This window comes from Rubellimicrobium arenae, from assembly GCF_017916275.1.
Taxonomy (GTDB): domain Bacteria; phylum Pseudomonadota; class Alphaproteobacteria; order Rhodobacterales; family Rhodobacteraceae; genus Rubellimicrobium; species Rubellimicrobium arenae.
Window position 1 is genome coordinate 547,974 of sequence record NZ_JAFMST010000001.1, and the last position, 16,748, is coordinate 564,721.

Sequence of the window (16,748 nt, forward strand, 5' to 3'; positions counted from 1 at the left end):
AGGAGGTCAGGTGACCGAAGCGGATCGCAAACGTGCCGGGGCGGACGGGGCATCGGCCCTTCCCGATCATGGGAGCGGCCGTCGCAGACGCGCTCCTCCTGGCCAGGACTCGACCTCGCACCGACGTCGCGGGTCGCTGGCGTCGGGCGTCCTGCTGGCAGCCGTCCTCATCACGGCCGGGTCGGCTCTGCCTGTCTCGGATTGGCTCCGGATGACGGCTCGGTTCGCCGGCGCGATCCTGTTCGGCGTCGCAATCGTCGTGGTCGCCGCCATGCTTTGGCGCTCCGCCATGCGACAGGCCCAGATCCAGGCCTTCATGGCCTTTGCCGAGCATGATCCCTCAGAGGGCTTCCTCGTCGATGAGGCGGGCAGGATCCTGCGTCATGGCGAAAGCCTCCCGTCGCAGGACACCTTGGCCGAGGTGTTGCGGCCGCTTGTCGCCGATGCCGAGGCGACCATGGATCGTCTGCTTGCCCGAGCGCGAGAAAGCGGCTTTGCGAACGAAGCGCTGGCGTCGCCGGATCGCAAGGTCCGGCTCTCGGTTCACCGCGTCGCACCGGATCTCGCCATCTGGCGCATGGAACGCGACGGTGCGGAACGAACGGAGATCGCCTCGGTTCAGGCCGACGCCGAGGGGGCTATCCTTTCGGGAAATGCGGCCTTCCGGGCGCTGGGGGGGATCCTGCCACAGCACATCGATGAGCTTGCGGCGGATGCTCCGTTGCGGCTGGGTCGGGTGCAGTTCGTGTCCTGCTTCGGCGACCGTCGCCTGCAACTCGTGGCGGAGGCGACCCGGTTGCCCGGCGGGAACCGGACGATCCTCCTGCTGCCGCCGCCGGAGATACAGCCGGGTCTGGGCGAATGGGCGGCCGTCGAGGATCTCCCGGTCCCGCTCCTGAAGATCGGTCCGTCGGGGGTCATCCTGGCGGCCAACCGACACGCCCGGACGCTACTGCCCATGCCTTTGGGACCGGACGTCCGGCTGTCCGACATCCTGGAAGGCCTGGGTCGCCCGATCATCGAGTGGGTGTCGGATGTGATGGATGGGCGGCCCAACGCGGGGCCGCAGGTCCTGCGGGGCTCGGGGGCGTATCAGGACACCGTGGTCCGGGTCTCGCTCAGTCCTGCGGGTCCGGCCGACACCCCGCAGTTGATCGCCGTCTTGGACGACGTCAGCGAGCTGAAGGCCCTGGAGGCGCAGTTCACCCAAAGCCAGAAGATGCAGGCCCTGGGTCAGTTGGCCGGCGGGGTCGCCCATGACTTCAACAACCTGCTGACCGCGATCTCGGGACATTGCGACCTGTTGCTGTTGCGGCACGACGAGGGCGACCTGGAATACGCGGACCTGATCCAGATCCGACATAACGTGAACCGCGCGGCCAGTTTGGTGGGACAGCTTCTGGCATTCTCGCGGAAGCAGAACATGATGCCGGAAACGCTGGACCTGCGGGATGCCCTGTCGGACCTGACGCATCTGCTCAACCGCCTCGTGGGCGAAAAGGTCAGTCTGGCGCTTCATCACGACCCTGCCTTGCTGCACGTCCGGGCTGACCGGCGCCAACTGGAACAGGTCATCATGAATCTCGTGGTGAACGCGCGGGATGCCATGCCGACCGGCGGGACGATCCGCATCGAGACGACCAACCGGCATCTGGACCTTCCCCAGACCATCGGCCGCGCCAACGTCCCGGCCGGGCGGTATGTGCTCGTGCAGGTCACGGACGAGGGGGTCGGCATTCCACCTGACCGCCTGTCGAAGATCTTCGAGCCCTTCTACACCACCAAGAAGCCGGGTGAGGGGACTGGGCTGGGGCTTTCCACGGTCTACGGCATCGTCAAGCAGTCCGGCGGCTTCATCTTCGTGGAAAGCGAGGTCGGCCGGGGCTCGACGTTCACGCTCTGGCTGCCTGCGCATGATCGCCCCAAGGACGAAGCTCCGCGACCTGTGAGCCAGCGTCCGGTCCTTCGCCCGACGACGGCCACCATCCTGCTCGTGGAGGATGAAGACCCGGTCCGGGCCTTTGCGGCGCGGGCGCTCCGCCTGCGCGGGCACAACGTCCGTGAGGCCGCAACCGCGGCGGCGGCCCTCGATGTCCTGTCGGATCCCGACCTGCAACTGGACCTGATCCTGACCGACGTCGTGCTCCCGGACATGGACGGCCCGAGCTGGGTGCAGGCCGCTCTGGCCACGCGGCCAGGTCTCAAGGTCATCTTCGCCTCCGGCTACGCCGAGGAGACGTTCACGGAACGGAAGGCACAGGTGCCGGGCTCGGTGTTCCTGCCGAAACCCTTCTCTCTCACTGAACTCACCGCGCTGGTCGAGCGTCAGCTCTCCACGGACTAGCGTGTTCCGATCTCGCGATGACCGGCGCCGTGTCCCCGCCGCGCGGTCCGGCCGGTTCTGCACGTTGTGATATGATTCCGCGCTTGCCGGCTTGGACTCAGGGGGCGGTCAATCCTCAGACGAGCAGGGCAGGCCTGAGGTCACCTGCACCCTGCTCAGATGAGACGTCGCTGCAGGATCCCGGCGATGTGCGCCGCGGACCCCGTCAGGGCCGCGTTGTCGTCCTCGATGATCCCGACCCCGAAGCTCCTCATGAACTCCGAGAAGCGCCCCTTGTCGCGGAAGGCTTCGGCGAACCCGAACTCTGCCAGATAAGGGCCAAAGGCCCGTGCGAGCCCGCCGACGAGCCAGATACCCCCAAAAGGCAAGGTCGTCAGTGCCAGATCCCCAGCCACGGCTCCGAGCATCTGCACGAAGACGCGACCGGCCCGGCCGGCCCGGCTGTCGGCCTCGCGGGACATCTCGTCCATGATCTCGGACGAGGTCGCGCGCCGGTCGTCGCCCTCCTCCTGGCCGAGCCAGTCGAAGACCTGCACGATGCCCCGGCCGGACAGAACCTCCTCGACCGAACCGAACCCATGCGTCTGCCCGACGAACCGGGCCAGACGAAGGTCACGTTCGGAGCGGACGGGCAGGGTGACATGCCCGGCCTCGGCCGCTGGCACGAGACGCCCCGCCTCGGTGTCGAACACCTGGGCGATGTTGAAGCCCGTGCCCAGGTTGATCACCAGCTTGGGCGCATGGGGGATGATCTCGGTGGCGGGGATGACAGAGATGGTCCGGGCCGGGTCGACGAAGCCGATCGCATGACCCTGCGCCTGAAGATCGTTGAGGATCGCGGCGGTCGGGGCCCCTGTCGCCCGGCTCAGGGTCGCGTTGTCGATGGCCCAGTCGCGATTGGTCAGGGTCCCGCGTCCATCCTTGACCGGACCCGCCACGGCGACGCAGGCCGCCGCCAGTCCGCTGACCGCTTCGTCGGAGATGAAGCGACGCAGCGCATCCTCCAGGGTCGGGTAATCGGCATTCGCGTAACGCCGGATGGTCGAGGTCACCACCTCCGACCCTTGTGCGATCGCAACGCGCGTATTGGTCCCGCCGACGTCGGCAACCAAGGTCAGCATGGAGGACGGAACGGGCATGGGGAACCTCGTGGCAGGGGCTTCGATGCTCATAGGCTCCTTCGGCACCGGGCATCAAGGTTGCGCGACGCAGGCCGAACTTGCCAGGAGGCTGCCCCCGGAACATCTGTGCGGCTCTGGGGGGACTCTGGACGTCGACTCCGGGGTCTGCCAACACCACCTCTGCCCGTTCAACGAGGACAACGATGCTGTCAACCAGCGAGACCGGACCTGATTACCTCCCCGGAGTGACGCCTCTTCCCTTGGATCCGGAATGGTGGCGTGGGGCGGTCATCTACCAGATCTATCCCCGGAGCTACCAGGACTCGGACGGGGACGGGATCGGAGACCTTGCCGGCATCGCCGACCGCCTGCCGCACATCGCCCGCCTCGGGGCCGAGGCGATCTGGATCAGCCCCTTCTTCACCTCGCCGATGAAGGACTTCGGCTACGACGTTTCGGACTACTGCGACGTCGATCCGATGTTCGGGACGCTGGCGGACTTCGACCGCGTCGTTGCGACCGCCCACGATCTCGGACTGAGGGTCATGATCGACCTGGTCCTGTCGCACACGTCCGACCGGCATCCCTGGTTCATGGAAAGCAAGCAGTCGCGCGACAACCCGCGGGCCAACTGGTATGTCTGGGCCGAACCCAAGGCCGACGGGTCGCCGCCGAACAACTGGCTGTCCGTGTTCGGCGGCTCGGCGTGGCAATGGCATCCCGGGCGCGAGCAGTATTACCTGCACAATTTCCTGACCTCCCAGCCGGACCTCAACCTCCACGACCCCGAGGTGCAGGACGCGCTTCTCGACGTGGTGCGGTTCTGGCTGAAGCGCGGGGTCGACGGGTTCCGGCTGGACACCATCAACTTCTACTTTGCCGACAGATATCTGCGGGACAACCCTCCACTTCCGAAGGAGATGCGGAACGACTCCATCGCGCCGTCGGTCAACCCCTACAACCACCAGCTCCACCTGTTCTCGAAGAACCAACCCGAGAACCTTGAATTCCTGCGGAGATTTCGGTCCGAGCTGGTGCCCTACGGTGCGGCGGCGGTGGGCGAGGTGGGCGACGCGCAGCGTGGCCTCGAGATCATGGCCGAATACACGAGCGGCGGGGACAAGGTGCAGATGTGCTACCCCTTCGAGCTGCTCCAGCCGAGCCGTGCCACGGCCCCCTTCATCGCGACCGCCTTCGACCGCCTGTCGCGGGCGGCGCCTGATGCCTGGCCGTGCTGGTCCTATTCGAACCACGACACCGTTCGCCATTTCACGCGCTGGAACCTGTCGGACGAGGCCGCAAGGGCTTACACCACGCTGCTGATGTGCCTGCGCGGCTCGGTCTGCCTGTACCAGGGCGAAGAACTTGGCTTTCCCGAGGCCGACGTGGCGTTCGAGGACCTGCAGGATCCCTACGGCATCGCTTTCTGGCCCGAGTTCAAGGGGCGGGACGGAGCCCGCACGCCGATGGTCTGGGAGCCATCGAACCAGGCTGGCGGCTTCTCGACAGGGCGCCCCTGGCTTCCGGTCTCGCCAACGCATCTGCCGCTCTCGGTCGCGTCCCAGGATGAGGACGAGTCCTCCATGCTCTCGCACTACCGTCGGGCGGTTGCCTTCCGAAAGGCCCACCAGGCGCTGCGCACCGGCGCGCAGTCCCCGATGCTGGCGGCCGGCAACGTGGTGGAGTTCGTTCGGATCGGCGGGGGCGAGCAGGTCTTTGTCGCCGTGAACCTGGGCGGCACGGCGAGCACGATCGCAGTCCCCCCGGGGGAGTGGACGGTGGCGGATCCCGTCCTGTCCGTTCCCGTGGCCGACGGGGCAGCCGAGGTGACGCTCGGCCCGTGGCAGGTTTGCCTCATGCTGAAGGCGGGCTGACGGTCGCGCGGGCGGATCGGATCAGAGGGCATCCTCGAGCACGCCGTCCGCGCTCATCTGCGCGTAAAGCAGCCCCTCGCGCAGGCCCCGGTCCGCTACCGAAAGTCGGTCCGTGGGCCAGAGCCGCATCAGGGCCTGCAGGATCGCCGCGCCCGACATGATGAGCTCGTGCCGGTCCTTGCCGATTCGAGGGTCGGCCCTGCGTCCGTCCGGACCTAGCATCAGGTAATCCCGGACCACCGCGTCGATCTGGTCCGAGGTCATCCTGAGCCCGTCGACCTTGGCGCGGTCGTACCGCTTGAGGCCAAGATGGCTCGCCGCCACTGTGGTCACGGTGCCGGAGGTGCCGATGATCTGGAACCCTTCGCGCGACTGCGGCGTGGCCGAGGGGGCAAAGGCTGCGAGGTTCTCCTCGAAGTACCAGCTCATCAGGGCAAAGCGGGCCGCGTCGTCCTCGACGTCCTCGAACTGGTCGCGGAGAGTCGCGACGCCCAGCGGCACGCTGATCCAGTCGACGACCTTGGCCACCGGAAACGGGGCAGGCGCCTGCCGGAACCCCGCGTGGAGCCGCATGATGGCGCGCGGCCGCTCCCGCCGGGGAACGCTGGTGAGATCGATCCAGACGAGCTCGGTGGAGCCGCCGCCGATGTCGACGACCAGAAGCTGCTCGGTCCGGGTCGAAACGAGCGGCGCGCAGGAGATGACGGCGAGCCGGGCCTCCTCCTCGGGCTGGATGATCTCGAGCGCGAGGCCCGTCTCGCGGCGGACCTGCTGGAGGAACTGGGCGCCGTTCCGGGCGCGGCGGCAGGCTTCGGTCGCAACAAGCCGCATCCGGCCGACGTTGTGCCGGGCCAGCTTCTGCTTGCAGATCCGGATGGCCCCGATGGTCCGGGCCATGGCCGTTCGCGACAGACGTCCCGTCGCCTCCAGCCCCTGACCGAGCTGGACGGACTTCGAGAAGCTGTCGACCACATGGAACCCGCTGCCCTTCGGCTGCGCGATCAGCATGCGGCAACTGTTAGTGCCCAGGTCCAGCGCCGCATAAAGCGTCGCCGGATCGGGAATTGCTGGCGCGGGCGACTCGACCGCGATTGGGAATGCGCCCGCGCTCTCGGGACGCCTGGGCGCCATGGACGCGCCCTCCAATCTGAACTTGCTTCGACTGTAGCGGCAGGAGCGCGGTCGGCGCAAGTCTCACGCAGTCGCATGGAACGCGGGACATGTCGAAAACCGGCATTGCGAATGTCGTGTCCTGGCATAGAAGCAGGCCAGGAACTGCGAGGACCCCATGCCTGACGTCACGATCGTTTACTGGCGCGACATCCCGGCCCAGATCATCGTCGGGTCGGGCCGCCGTGGAACCAAGATCCAGCTGAGCGAACGGTTCGAGCAGGCGATCGACCGTGCCGCCATGAAGGCCGGCGCGCGCGATACCGACTCCTACCTCGCTGAATGGCGCAAGGCCCCGGCCTACCCGGTCGAGGGAGAGCCCGCCGAGGTCGCGCGCGCCGAAGCCGATCGGATCGAGGCCGAATACGACACCGCGCGTCTCAGGACGCTGATCGACAACGACGGCCGGGCGTGACGTCCCTGCGCCTTCCGGAGGTTCTCATGTCGCTTCTCCCCTTCATGCGCCGCAAGGCCGAGGCTCCTGCCACGCCCGGCATCGGCACCGCACAATTCCTCAAGGGCTGGTCCATCGAGGTCATGCCCCGCACCGCCGAGAAGGTGGAGGACTTCCGTGCGATCCTGCCACCCGGCACGCGCGTCTACATCGCCCATATCGATGGCACCGCCATCGAGGACATGGTCGCGACCGCCAAGCGGATCGCGGGGCAGGGCTTCGACGTCATGCCGCACTTCCCGGCCCGCTCGATCGCCGACCGCGCCACGCTCGCGGACTGGATCGCCCGTTACCAGGGCGAGGCCGGCATCACCGAGGGCCTGATCCTCGCCGGTGGGCGCAAGGACCCGGCGGGCGACTTCGCCTCCTCCATGGACCTGCTGGAGACCGGGCTCTTCGACCATCACGGGTTCAAGCGCCTGCACCTGGCCGGCCACCCGGAAGGCAACAAGGACATCGATCCGGACGGGTCCGACCGCATGGTGATGGAGGCCCTGCGCTGGAAGCAGGCCTTCGCGCAGCGGACCGGAGCCAAGCTGGCGCTCGCCACCCAGTTCTGCTTCGACGCCCAGCCCGTGATCGCCTGGGTGGACCGCCTGAAGGCCGAGGGGATCGACCTGCCGGTCCATATCGGCATCGCGGGTCCCGCCAAGCTCCAGACCCTGATCAAGTTCGCCATCGCCTGTGGCGTGGGTCCCTCGCTTCAGGTGCTGCAGAAGCGCGCGCTGGACGTGACCAAGCTTCTCCTGCCTTATGAGCCCGACGATGTCGTGGACCAGCTGGCCGCGCACAAGGCCGCGCACCCGGCCTTCGGGATCGAGCAGGTCCACATCTTCCCGCTGGGCGGCATCTCGACCGCCGCCAGCTGGGCCAACACCCGCACCGGGCAATCGCCCGCCCTCGCAGCCAACGGATAGAGAATGACCCGTACCATCGTCGAATCGCAGACGAAAACCGCGATCATCGGCTTCGACCAGCCCTTCTGCGTGATCGGCGAGCGCATCAACCCGACGGGGCGCAAGAAGCTCGCGGCCGAGCTGGAGGCGGGGGACTTCTCGACCGTCGAGGCGGACGCCATCGCCCAGGTCGCCTGCGGGGCCACCGTTCTCGATATCAACGCCGGGGTGGTCTACAACTCCAACCCCAACCCGAACGAGACCGAGCCGCCGCTGATGCGCAAGATCATCGAGCTCGTGCAGGGGCTGGTGGACGTGCCGCTCTGCATCGACTCCTCGGTTCCGGCCGCGCTCGAGGCCGGTCTGCAGGTGTGCAAGGGCCGCCCGCTCCTCAACTCGGTCACGGGCGAGGAGGAGCGGCTCGAATTCGTGCTGCCGCTCGTCAAGAAGTACAACGTGCCGGTCGTGGCGATCTCGAACGACGACACCGGCATCAGCGAGGACCCCGACGTCCGCTTTGCCGTCGCCAAGAAGATCGTGCAGCGCGCGGCCGACTTCGGCATCCCGGCCCATGACATCGTCGTGGACCCGCTGGTGATGCCGGTGGGCGCGATGGCGACCGCCGGGCTGCAGGTGTTCACGCTCGTCCGCCGCCTGCGCGAGGAACTGGGCGTCAACACGACCTGCGGGGCGTCCAACATCTCGTTCGGGCTCCCGAACCGGCACGGCATCAACAACGCCTTCCTGCCGATGGCCATGGGCGCGGGCATGACCAGCGCCATCATGAACCCGGTGGCGCTGCCGATCACGCAGAAGGCCATCGCCGAAAAGAAGGCCGAGGTCGCTGCCGCGGGCGTCGTCCTTCCCGAAGGCATGGACGATGAGACCTTCGTGCAGCTGTTCGGCCTGGGGTCGACCAAGGCCCGCCCCGGCAAGGAAATGGAAGCCATCCGCGCCGCCAACTTCCTGACCAACAACGATCCCTCGGGCGGTGACTGGATCAAGTTCAATCGCCCGCCCGCGGCCGAGGGCGAGGGTCGTCAGCGCCGGGCCGGGGGTCGCCGTCGCGCCTGACGTCCCGGATCCTTCCGCCCGTGGTGGCAACTTCCTGAACGAAGGCCTATCTGGCGGAAGGAATCTGACGAACGGTGTTGCCATGCCCAAGCCCCCGACCGGAAAGCCGACCTCTGGACGGGGGCAGCGCGACCTGACCGTCAAGGTGAAGACGGCCAAGGGGCGCAAGCTGTCCTCCAAGCTCTGGCTCGAGCGGCAGCTGAACGATCCCTATGTGAGGCGCGCCAAGGCCGAGGGGTATCGGGGCCGCGCCGCCTACAAGCTGATCGAGCTGGACGACAAGTTCCATTTTCTCGTGCCGGGCGCACGGATCGTGGACCTCGGCTCGGCCCCCGGAGGCTGGGCGCAGGTGGCGGTGCCCCGGGTCAACGCCCTGGGCGAGAAGTCGGGCAAGCCTCAGGGCCGCGTTCTCGGGCTCGACCTGCAGGAGGTGGATCCCGTCGCGGGCGCCGAGATCCACCAGCTCGACTTCCTCAGCGACGGGGCCGACGAGAAGGTCAAGGAATGGCTGGGCGGGCAGGCGGACGTCGTCATGTCGGACATGGCTGCCTCTGCCTCGGGCCACAAGCAGACCGATCACCTTCGTATCATCGCGCTCTGCGAGGCGGCGGCCGAACTGGCCTTCGACGTGCTCGCCCCGGGCGGGGTGTTCGTGGCCAAGGTCCTGGCGGGCGGCGCGGAAGGAGAGCTGCAGAAACGGCTCAAGCTGGCCTTCCGGAAGGTCGAGAACGTGAAGCCCCCGGCCTCGCGCTCGGATTCGTCGGAGAAGTTCGTCGTGGCGACCGGCTTTCGCGGCCGGCCCTCCTCGGACGCCGACTTGTCCGACCCGGACCGCGACGTGGAACCGTCCGGGATCACCTGAGCGGAGCTTGACCGGTCCGGGCCAAGCCCGCGCCCGACACTCGTGGTTCGCATCGGAACCTGGGTTGTCGAGGCGGACGTTGGCGGGCCGGCGCGGCCATGCTAGGCCCTTGATCCACATCCCGTTCCGCTGGCCCCCGACCATGACCCCGAGCCTCGTGATCTTCGACTGCGATGGTGTTCTCATCGACAGCGAGGTCATCTCGGCCCGCGTGCTGGTCGAGCTCGCCCGCGAGGCCGGTGTGATGTTCGACGAAGCCTACGTTCGCCGGAACTTCCTTGGGCGGAGCTTTCCGACCGTCGCCCGGCATATTCGCGAGGTGCTGGGCGCGGCCTTGCCGGCCGACTTCGAGGCGGCTTACCGCCGCAGGCTTCTCGAACGCTTCGAGGTGGATCTGCGGCCGACGACCGGCGTCCTCGACGTCCTGGCTCGCCTGGCCGTTCGCGCCTGCGTCGCGACGTCCTCCTCGCCCGAGAGGGCGGCGCGGAGCCTCGCCATCGCGGGGCTGGACCGCTTCTTCCCCCGGGTCTTCACGGCGAGCGAGGTGCCGCGTGGCAAGCCCGCCCCCGACCTGTTCCTCCATGCGGCGCAGCAGATGGGCGTCGCGCCGCAGGCCTGCCTAGTCATCGAGGACAGCGCCCCTGGCCTGGAGGCCGCGCAGGCCGCAGGAATGCAGGTCGCGTTCTTCGCGGGGGCCAGCCATCTCGCCTCCCTGCGGGACGGGGACATTGCCCAGCCATTTGACAGCGAGAGCCGGTTGACGCCATTCTGGTCGTGGACGGACCTCGTGGCGGTCTATCCGACCCTTGTCGAGGCTCGGCCAGAATCGGAGCTTCGAAGTTGACGACCCAACGTTTCTCATCTCCTCCCACCCGGCTGGACGAGGCCGCCCGTGCGGGCTGGCTGTATTACGTCGCCGGGAACACCCAGGACGAGATCGCCCAGAAGATGGGCGTGTCGCGGCAGACGGCGCAGCGGCTCGTCGCGATGGCCATGGCGGAACGGCTGGTGAAGGTCCGGCTCGATCACCCGATCGGCCGGTGCATGGATCTGGCTGCGGCGCTGACCGACCGCTATGGCCTTCGGCTGGCCGAGGTGGTGCCCTCGGACCCTGCCGCGCCTGACCTCCTGGCCGGAGTGGCCAGTGCCGCTGCCGGGCTGCTGGAAAAGACGCTCCGGAGCCCCGACCCCAAGATCATCGCGCTTGGCACCGGCCGCGCGCTCAAGGCCACGGTCGAGGCGCTGTCCCGGATGGATTGCCCGCAGCATCGGATCGTGTCCTTGCTCGGCAACATGATGTCGGACGGGCAGGCCACCGCCTACAACGCCGTCATCCGGATGGCCGACCGGGTCGGTGCGCCGCACTATCCATTCCCTCTGCCGGTTCTGGCCGAGGACGAGGCCGAACTGGCCGTGCTCCATGGGCAGAAATCCGTGCGCCACACCCTGGCGCTCTGCGCAAAGGCTGACCTGACCCTCGTGGGGGTGGGACCGATCGGGCCGAAGGCCCCGCTCGTCGTCGATGGCTTCATGACCCTCGATGAAATGAAGGAGCTGGTCCGGGCCGGAGCCGCGGGCGAGATCACGTCCTGGGTCTACGATGCCGATGGGCAGGTGATGGACAGCCCGTTCACCCGTCGCGTCGCCTCTGCGCCTCTTCCCCGGGCAGACGAGCGGATGGTCGTCGCCGTCGCCGTCGGCGAGGGCAAGGTTCCCGCCATCCGCGCGGCTCTGAGGGGACAGCTGGTCAGCGGTCTGGTCACCAACGAGGCCACGGCCGAATGGTTGCTCCGATGAAGCGGCAAGCTACTGTCCTAGTTCGGTTTATGCCGCATCGCGGCGTGGAACCTGTCTTGACAGGCGGGCCGTAGGTCAAGAATATTTGCTCACCGAGTAAGCATTTGCCCGAACGGGCAAAGGGGAGGAACAATGACAATGACGACCCGGGCCCTTCTGGGGGCAACGGCGCTTTGCGCCATCGGCTTGGCCGCGTCGGCCCAGGAAACGACGCTGACCATCGCCACCGTGAACAACGGCGACATGGTCCGGATGCAGGGCCTGACCGACGACTTCACCGCCCAGCATCCCGACATCGCCCTGGAATGGGTGACCCTCGAAGAGAACGTGCTGCGCCAGAACGTGACGACGGACATCGCCACGAACGGCGGCCAGTATGACGTGATCACCATCGGCACCTACGAGGTTCCGATCTGGGGCAAGCAGGGCTGGCTCGTGCCGCTGAACGACCTGCCGGCCGAATACGACGTCAACGACATCCTGCCGCCGATCCGCGCCGGCCTGTCGGTGGACGACAACCTTTATGCCGTGCCCTTCTATGGCGAATCCTCGTTCATCATGTACCGCAAGGACCTGTTCGAGGCCGCCGGGCTGACCATGCCCGACGCCCCGACCTGGGACTTCGTCAAGGAAGCCGCCGCCAAGCTGAACGACGCGGACGCTGGCGTGTACGGCATCTGCCTGCGCGGCAAGGCCGGTTGGGGCGAGAACGTGGCGTTCCTCACGACCATGGCCAACTCCTACGGCGCCCGCTGGTTCGACGAGAACTGGCAGCCCCAGTTCGACAGCCCCGAGTGGAAGGCCGCGATCACCGACTACCTCGACCTGATGAACAACTACGGCCCGCCCGGTGCCTCCTCGAACGGCTTCAACGAGAACCTGACGCTGTTCCAGCAAGGCAAGTGCGGCATGTGGATCGACGCCACCGTGGCGGCATCGTTCGTGACCGACCCGAACAACTCGACGGTCGCCGACAAGGTGGGCTTCGCGCTCGCCCCGGACGCCGGCAAGGGCAAGCGGGCGAACTGGCTCTGGTCCTGGGCGCTGGCGATCCCGTCCTCCTCGGACGCTCCGGACGCGGCCAAGCAGTTCATCGAATGGGCCACGTCCAAGGGCTACACCGAGCTGGTGGCCGCGAACGAAGGCTGGGCGAACGTTCCCCCGGGCACGCGCACCTCGCTCTACGAGAACCAGGAGTACCTGAGCGCCGCTCCCTTCGCGCAGATGACGATCGACTCGATCAACGCCGCGGACCCGCAGCAGCCGACGGTGGACCCGGTTCCCTACACCGGCGTGCAGTTCGTCGCGATCCCGGAGTTCCAGGGTCTCGGCACCTCGGTCGGGCAGGAGTTCTCGGCCGCGCTGGCGGGTGAGAAGACCGCCGACGAAGCCTTGGCCTCGGCGCAGGAGATCGCGACCCAGGAAATGACCTCGGCGGGCTACATCCAGTAACCCTCACCCGAGATCCGGGGCCGGTCCGATCCTGGGCCGGCCTTTCCCCGATCAAGGGTCCGGCGCCTTCCGGGCGGAAGGTCGAACCGGGCCGCCGTCCCCGACCCGCGAGGTCCAGCACGTCATGTCCACGCAAGCCTCCCGCTCCGCCGCCCGGCTGATGCTTTCGCCGGCGGTGGGTCTGCTCCTGATCTGGATGATCGTTCCGCTGGTTTTGACGCTCTGGTTCTCGTTCCAGCGCTACAACCTGCTTTATCCCGACCGGTCCGGTTTCATCGGCCTGGCGAACTACGTCAACTTCGTGGGCACGTCGGGCTTTCTGGATGCGATCCTGAACACCCTGATCCTGGTCGTGGGCGTGCTGGCCATCACCGTGGTGGGCGGGATCCTGATCGCGCTGCTGATCGACCAGCCGCTCTGGGGGCAGGGGATCGTGCGGATCCTGGTGATCTCGCCGTTCTTCATCATGCCGCCCGTCGCGGCGCTGATCTGGAAGAACATGTTCTTCAACCCGACGAACGGGCTTTTCGCCGAACTGTTCAAGTTCATCGGCCTGAGGCCCTTCGACTTCCTGGGCCAGGCTCCGCTGGGCTCGATCATCCTGATCGTCTCCTGGGAATGGCTGCCCTTTGCCACGTTGATCCTGCTGACCGCGCTGCAGTCGCTGTCCTCCGAGCAGCTGGAAGCCGCCGAGATGGACGGGGCGCCGCCCGTGAAGCGGTTCTGGTTCATCATGCTGCCGCATCTCGCCCGCGCCATCACGGTCGTGATCCTGATCGAGACGATCTTTCTTCTCGGCATCTTCGGGGAGATCCTGGTCACGACCAACGGCGGTCCGGGCAACGCCTCCACGACGCTGACCTACCTGGTCTACAAGGAAGCCCTTCTCGACTTCGACGCGGGCACGGCTGCCGCGGGCGGCGTGGTCGCCGTCATCCTCGCCAACATCGTCGCCATGTTCCTGATGCGCGCCGTCGGCCGCAACCTGGACGCCTGAGGAGACTCCGCCCATGGCCCGCGCCGTCACCCCCCAACGCAAGCTGCTGAACACGGTCCTCGCCTGGGCCGTGGCCCTTCTCCTGTTCTTCCCGATCCTCTGGACCTTCCTGACGAGCTTCAAGCCCGAGCCCATCGCCGTCGCCTCGCCGCCGCAGTTCCTGTTCTTCGACTGGACGGTGAAGAACTACGTCGACGTGCAGAACCAGCGGAACTACTTCGACTACTTCTGGAACTCGGTCATCATCTCGCTCGGCTCCACGATCCTGGGGCTGGCGGTCGCGGTACCGGCCGCCTGGTCGATGGCGTTCGTGCCGGGGAGCAAGACCCGCGACCTTCTGATGTGGATGCTGAGCACCAAGATGATGCCGGCCGTCGGCGTGCTCGTGCCCATCTACCTGATCTTCAAGACGCTGGGCCTTCTGGACTCCCGGATCGGGCTGACGCTGATCCTGACCCTGATCAACCTGCCGATCATCGTCTGGATGCTGTACACCTACTTTAAGGAAATCCCGGGCGAGATCCTGGAAGCGGCGCGCATGGACGGGGCCTCGCTCATGTCCGAAATCCTCTACGTGCTCACGCCCATGGCCGTGCCGGGGATCGCCTCCACCTTTCTCCTGAACGTCATCATGGCCTGGAACGAGGCGTTCTGGACCATCAACCTCACGGTGACGGACGCCGCGCCGCTGACGAAGTTCATCTCGGGCTTCTCCAGCCCGCAGGGGCTCTTCTACGCCAAGCTGTCCGCCGCCTCGACCATGGCCATCGCGCCCATCCTGATCATGGGCTGGTTCAGCCAGCGCCAGCTCGTGCGCGGCCTCACCTTCGGCGCCGTCAAGTAAGGGAACATCATGGGACAGATCATCCTCTCGGGCGTCACCAAGCGCTTCGGCGACGCCGAGGTCATCCCGCCGCTCGACCTCGACATCGAGGACGGGGAGTTCGTGGTGTTCGTCGGCCCCTCGGGCTGCGGCAAGTCCACGCTCCTGCGCCTCATCGCCGGGCTCGAGGACACCACCGCCGGCCGCATCACCATCGACGGGCGGGACGCGACGGGGATGCCGCCCGCGAAGCGCGGCCTGGCCATGGTGTTCCAGAGCTACGCGCTCTACCCGCACATGAGCGTGCGCAAGAACATCGCCTTCCCGCTGCGGATGGCGGGCGCGTCCCAGGCCGAGCAGGACCGCAAGGTCGAGGCGGCCGCCAAGGTGCTGAACCTGACGAGCTACCTCGACCGCCGGCCGGGGCAGCTGTCGGGCGGGCAGCGTCAGCGGGTGGCCATCGGCCGCGCCATCGTGCGCGAGCCCTCGGCCTTCCTCTTCGACGAGCCGCTCTCCAACCTCGACGCCGCCCTGCGGGTGGGGATGCGGATGGAGATCAGCGAGCTTCACGAGAAGCTCAGGACCACCATGATCTACGTGACCCACGACCAGGTCGAGGCCATGACCATGGCCGACAAGATCGTGGTCCTCAACGCCGGCCGGATCGAGCAGGTGGGCGGGCCGCTGGAGCTTTACCGCAACCCGCGCAACCTGTTCGTTGCGGGCTTCATCGGGAGCCCCAAGATGAACTTCATCTCTGGCCCCGAGGCGCAGCGCTTCGGCGCCCACACCATCGGCATCCGGCCCGAGCACATCGGCGTCCACCCGACGATGGGCGACTGGAGGGGGGTCGTCGGCGTCTCCGAGCATCTGGGCTCCGACACCTTCTTCCATGTCCACGACACCGGGCTGGCGCCCGGCCTCACCGTCCGCGCGGGCGGCGAGGTGGCCCTGCGGCACGGGGACACGGTGTTCCTCACGCCCGAGGCGGACAAGATCCACAGATTCGACCAGAATGGACAGCGGCTATGAAACGACTGGAAGGCAAGCGCGCCCTGATCACCGGGGCGGCCCGCGGCATCGGACTGGCCTTTGCCGAGGCCTACACCCGGGAAGGCGCCCGCGTGGCCATCGGTGACGTCAACATCGACCGCGCGCGTCAGGCCGCGGCCGGTCTGGACGGCGCCATGGCGGTCCAGATGGACGTGACGCGGCAGGACAGCATCGAATCCGCCGTCGCCGAGGTCGAGGGCGCCTGGGGCGGCATCGACATCCTGGTCAACAACGCGGCCCTCTTCGAGGCGGCGCCCATCGTGGAGATCACGCGCGAGAGCTATGACAAGCTCTTCGCCGTCAACGTTTCGGGCGTGTTCTTCACCACGCAGGCCGTCGCCCGGGGCATGATCGCGCGCGGGCAGGGCGGCAAGATCATCAACATGGCGAGCCAGGCCGGCCGTCGGGGCGAGCCCTTCGTCGCCGTCTACTGCGCGACCAAGGCCGCGGTCATCAGCTTCACCCAGTCCGCCGGGCTCAACCTGATCCAGCACAAGATCAACGTGAACGCGATCGCCCCGGGCGTCGTCGATGGCGAGCATTGGGACGGCGTCGACGCCGAGTTCGCCCGCCTGGAGAACCGCCCCTTGGGCGAGAAGAAACGGCTCGTCGGCCAGTCGGTCCCCTACGGCCGCATGGGCACCGCCGAGGATCTCGTCGGCATGGCGATCTTCCTCGCCTCCTCGGATTCCGACTACGTCGTCTCCCAGACCTATGGGGTCGACGGCGGCAACTGGATGGCCTGACCATGGACCTGGGGTTGGCGGGCAAGGTGGCGGTGGTGACGGGGGGGAGCGTCGGCATCGGGCTGGGGGTGGCGCGGGCCTTGGC

General features: G+C 67.4%; 15 protein-coding genes. 13 read left to right on the forward strand and 2 right to left on the reverse strand.

The window, feature by feature from the left end; genetic code table 11:
- Positions 1-211 precede the first annotated feature (211 nt).
- Positions 212-2,344 (forward strand): hybrid sensor histidine kinase/response regulator, encoded by a 2,133-nt coding sequence (locus J3P31_RS02625; protein WP_210526823.1) that lies wholly within the window; start codon positions 212-214, stop codon positions 2,342-2,344.
- Between the two features lie 155 nt (positions 2,345-2,499).
- On the opposite strand, the gene J3P31_RS02630 is transcribed toward J3P31_RS02625, so the two are convergent.
- Complete coding sequence (locus tag J3P31_RS02630) at positions 2,500-3,483, reverse strand: glucokinase (RefSeq protein WP_210526824.1); 984 nt, start codon at positions 3,481-3,483, stop codon at positions 2,500-2,502.
- Positions 3,484-3,668: 185 nt separating this feature from the next.
- Here J3P31_RS02630 and J3P31_RS02635 point away from each other — a divergent pair, with 185 nt between their 5' ends.
- Positions 3,669-5,339: an alpha-amylase family glycosyl hydrolase gene (locus tag J3P31_RS02635; protein ID WP_210526825.1), complete on the forward strand. Its 1,671-nt coding sequence runs from the start codon at positions 3,669-3,671 to the stop codon at positions 5,337-5,339.
- 21 nt (positions 5,340-5,360) lie between these two features.
- On the opposite strand, the gene J3P31_RS02640 is transcribed toward J3P31_RS02635, so the two are convergent.
- Positions 5,361-6,470, reverse strand: coding sequence for a Ppx/GppA phosphatase family protein (locus tag J3P31_RS02640; RefSeq protein WP_210526826.1), 1,110 nt, complete (start codon positions 6,468-6,470; stop codon positions 5,361-5,363).
- A gap of 157 nt (positions 6,471-6,627) precedes the next feature.
- Here J3P31_RS02640 and J3P31_RS02645 point away from each other — a divergent pair, with 157 nt between their 5' ends.
- The 11 genes from J3P31_RS02645 (at position 6,628) to J3P31_RS02695 (ending at position 16,663) form a co-directional block, all read left to right on the forward strand.
- On the forward strand, positions 6,628-6,924 hold the full coding sequence (locus tag J3P31_RS02645) for a virulence factor (protein WP_210526827.1): 297 nt from the start codon (positions 6,628-6,630) through the stop codon (positions 6,922-6,924).
- 26 nt (positions 6,925-6,950) lie between these two features.
- A complete protein-coding gene (locus tag J3P31_RS02650) occupies positions 6,951-7,880 on the forward strand; it encodes a methylenetetrahydrofolate reductase (RefSeq protein ID WP_210526828.1) in 930 nt (309 codons plus the stop codon).
- 3 nt (positions 7,881-7,883) lie between these two features.
- Positions 7,884-8,933: a methyltetrahydrofolate cobalamin methyltransferase gene (locus J3P31_RS02655; RefSeq protein ID WP_210526829.1), complete on the forward strand. Its 1,050-nt coding sequence runs from the start codon at positions 7,884-7,886 to the stop codon at positions 8,931-8,933.
- 82 nt (positions 8,934-9,015) lie between these two features.
- Positions 9,016-9,795, forward strand: a complete 780-nt coding sequence (locus J3P31_RS02660) for an RlmE family RNA methyltransferase (protein WP_210526830.1) — start codon at positions 9,016-9,018, stop codon at positions 9,793-9,795.
- 142 nt (positions 9,796-9,937) lie between these two features.
- On the forward strand, positions 9,938-10,639 hold the full coding sequence (locus tag J3P31_RS02665) for an HAD family hydrolase (protein WP_210526831.1): 702 nt from the start codon (positions 9,938-9,940) through the stop codon (positions 10,637-10,639).
- The gene (locus tag J3P31_RS02670; protein WP_246849181.1) at positions 10,636-11,592 is read left to right on the forward strand and encodes a sugar-binding transcriptional regulator; all 957 of its coding nucleotides are present in this window, start codon (positions 10,636-10,638) and stop codon (positions 11,590-11,592) included. The genes J3P31_RS02665 and J3P31_RS02670 overlap by 4 nt, the downstream gene beginning before the upstream one ends.
- 132 nt (positions 11,593-11,724) lie before the next feature.
- On the forward strand, positions 11,725-13,044 hold the full coding sequence (locus J3P31_RS02675) for an ABC transporter substrate-binding protein (protein WP_210526832.1): 1,320 nt from the start codon (positions 11,725-11,727) through the stop codon (positions 13,042-13,044).
- A gap of 124 nt (positions 13,045-13,168) precedes the next feature.
- Positions 13,169-14,041, forward strand: a complete 873-nt coding sequence (locus J3P31_RS02680; RefSeq protein WP_210526833.1) for a carbohydrate ABC transporter permease — start codon at positions 13,169-13,171, stop codon at positions 14,039-14,041.
- A 13-nt stretch (positions 14,042-14,054) separates the two neighbouring features.
- Positions 14,055-14,885 (forward strand): carbohydrate ABC transporter permease, encoded by an 831-nt coding sequence (locus tag J3P31_RS02685; protein WP_210526834.1) that lies wholly within the window; start codon positions 14,055-14,057, stop codon positions 14,883-14,885.
- Positions 14,886-14,894: 9 nt separating this feature from the next.
- The gene (locus J3P31_RS02690; RefSeq protein WP_210526835.1) at positions 14,895-15,896 is read left to right on the forward strand and encodes an ABC transporter ATP-binding protein; all 1,002 of its coding nucleotides are present in this window, start codon (positions 14,895-14,897) and stop codon (positions 15,894-15,896) included.
- Positions 15,893-16,663: an L-iditol 2-dehydrogenase gene (locus J3P31_RS02695; RefSeq protein ID WP_210526836.1), complete on the forward strand. Its 771-nt coding sequence runs from the start codon at positions 15,893-15,895 to the stop codon at positions 16,661-16,663. The genes J3P31_RS02690 and J3P31_RS02695 overlap by 4 nt, the downstream gene beginning before the upstream one ends.
- Positions 16,664-16,748 lie beyond the last annotated feature (85 nt).

What these genes read in the sequence shown, in the direction of transcription:
- J3P31_RS02625 (WP_210526823.1), top strand. Translation starts at nt 212, where the DNA reads ATGACGGCTCGGTTCGCCGGCGCGATCCTGTTCGGCGTCGCAATCGTC.
- J3P31_RS02630 (WP_210526824.1), bottom strand. Translation starts at nt 3,483, where the DNA reads ATGCCCGTTCCGTCCTCCATGCTGACCTTGGTTGCCGACGTCGGCGGG.
- J3P31_RS02635 (WP_210526825.1), top strand. Translation starts at nt 3,669, where the DNA reads ATGCTGTCAACCAGCGAGACCGGACCTGATTACCTCCCCGGAGTGACG.
- J3P31_RS02640 (WP_210526826.1), bottom strand. Translation starts at nt 6,470, where the DNA reads ATGGCGCCCAGGCGTCCCGAGAGCGCGGGCGCATTCCCAATCGCGGTC.
- J3P31_RS02645 (WP_210526827.1), top strand. Translation starts at nt 6,628, where the DNA reads ATGCCTGACGTCACGATCGTTTACTGGCGCGACATCCCGGCCCAGATC.
- J3P31_RS02650 (WP_210526828.1), top strand. Translation starts at nt 6,951, where the DNA reads ATGTCGCTTCTCCCCTTCATGCGCCGCAAGGCCGAGGCTCCTGCCACG.
- J3P31_RS02655 (WP_210526829.1), top strand. Translation starts at nt 7,884, where the DNA reads ATGACCCGTACCATCGTCGAATCGCAGACGAAAACCGCGATCATCGGC.
- J3P31_RS02660 (WP_210526830.1), top strand. Translation starts at nt 9,016, where the DNA reads ATGCCCAAGCCCCCGACCGGAAAGCCGACCTCTGGACGGGGGCAGCGC.
- J3P31_RS02665 (WP_210526831.1), top strand. Translation starts at nt 9,938, where the DNA reads ATGACCCCGAGCCTCGTGATCTTCGACTGCGATGGTGTTCTCATCGAC.
- J3P31_RS02675 (WP_210526832.1), top strand. Translation starts at nt 11,725, where the DNA reads ATGACAATGACGACCCGGGCCCTTCTGGGGGCAACGGCGCTTTGCGCC.
- J3P31_RS02680 (WP_210526833.1), top strand. Translation starts at nt 13,169, where the DNA reads ATGTCCACGCAAGCCTCCCGCTCCGCCGCCCGGCTGATGCTTTCGCCG.
- J3P31_RS02685 (WP_210526834.1), top strand. Translation starts at nt 14,055, where the DNA reads ATGGCCCGCGCCGTCACCCCCCAACGCAAGCTGCTGAACACGGTCCTC.
- J3P31_RS02690 (WP_210526835.1), top strand. Translation starts at nt 14,895, where the DNA reads ATGGGACAGATCATCCTCTCGGGCGTCACCAAGCGCTTCGGCGACGCC.
- J3P31_RS02695 (WP_210526836.1), top strand. Translation starts at nt 15,893, where the DNA reads ATGAAACGACTGGAAGGCAAGCGCGCCCTGATCACCGGGGCGGCCCGC.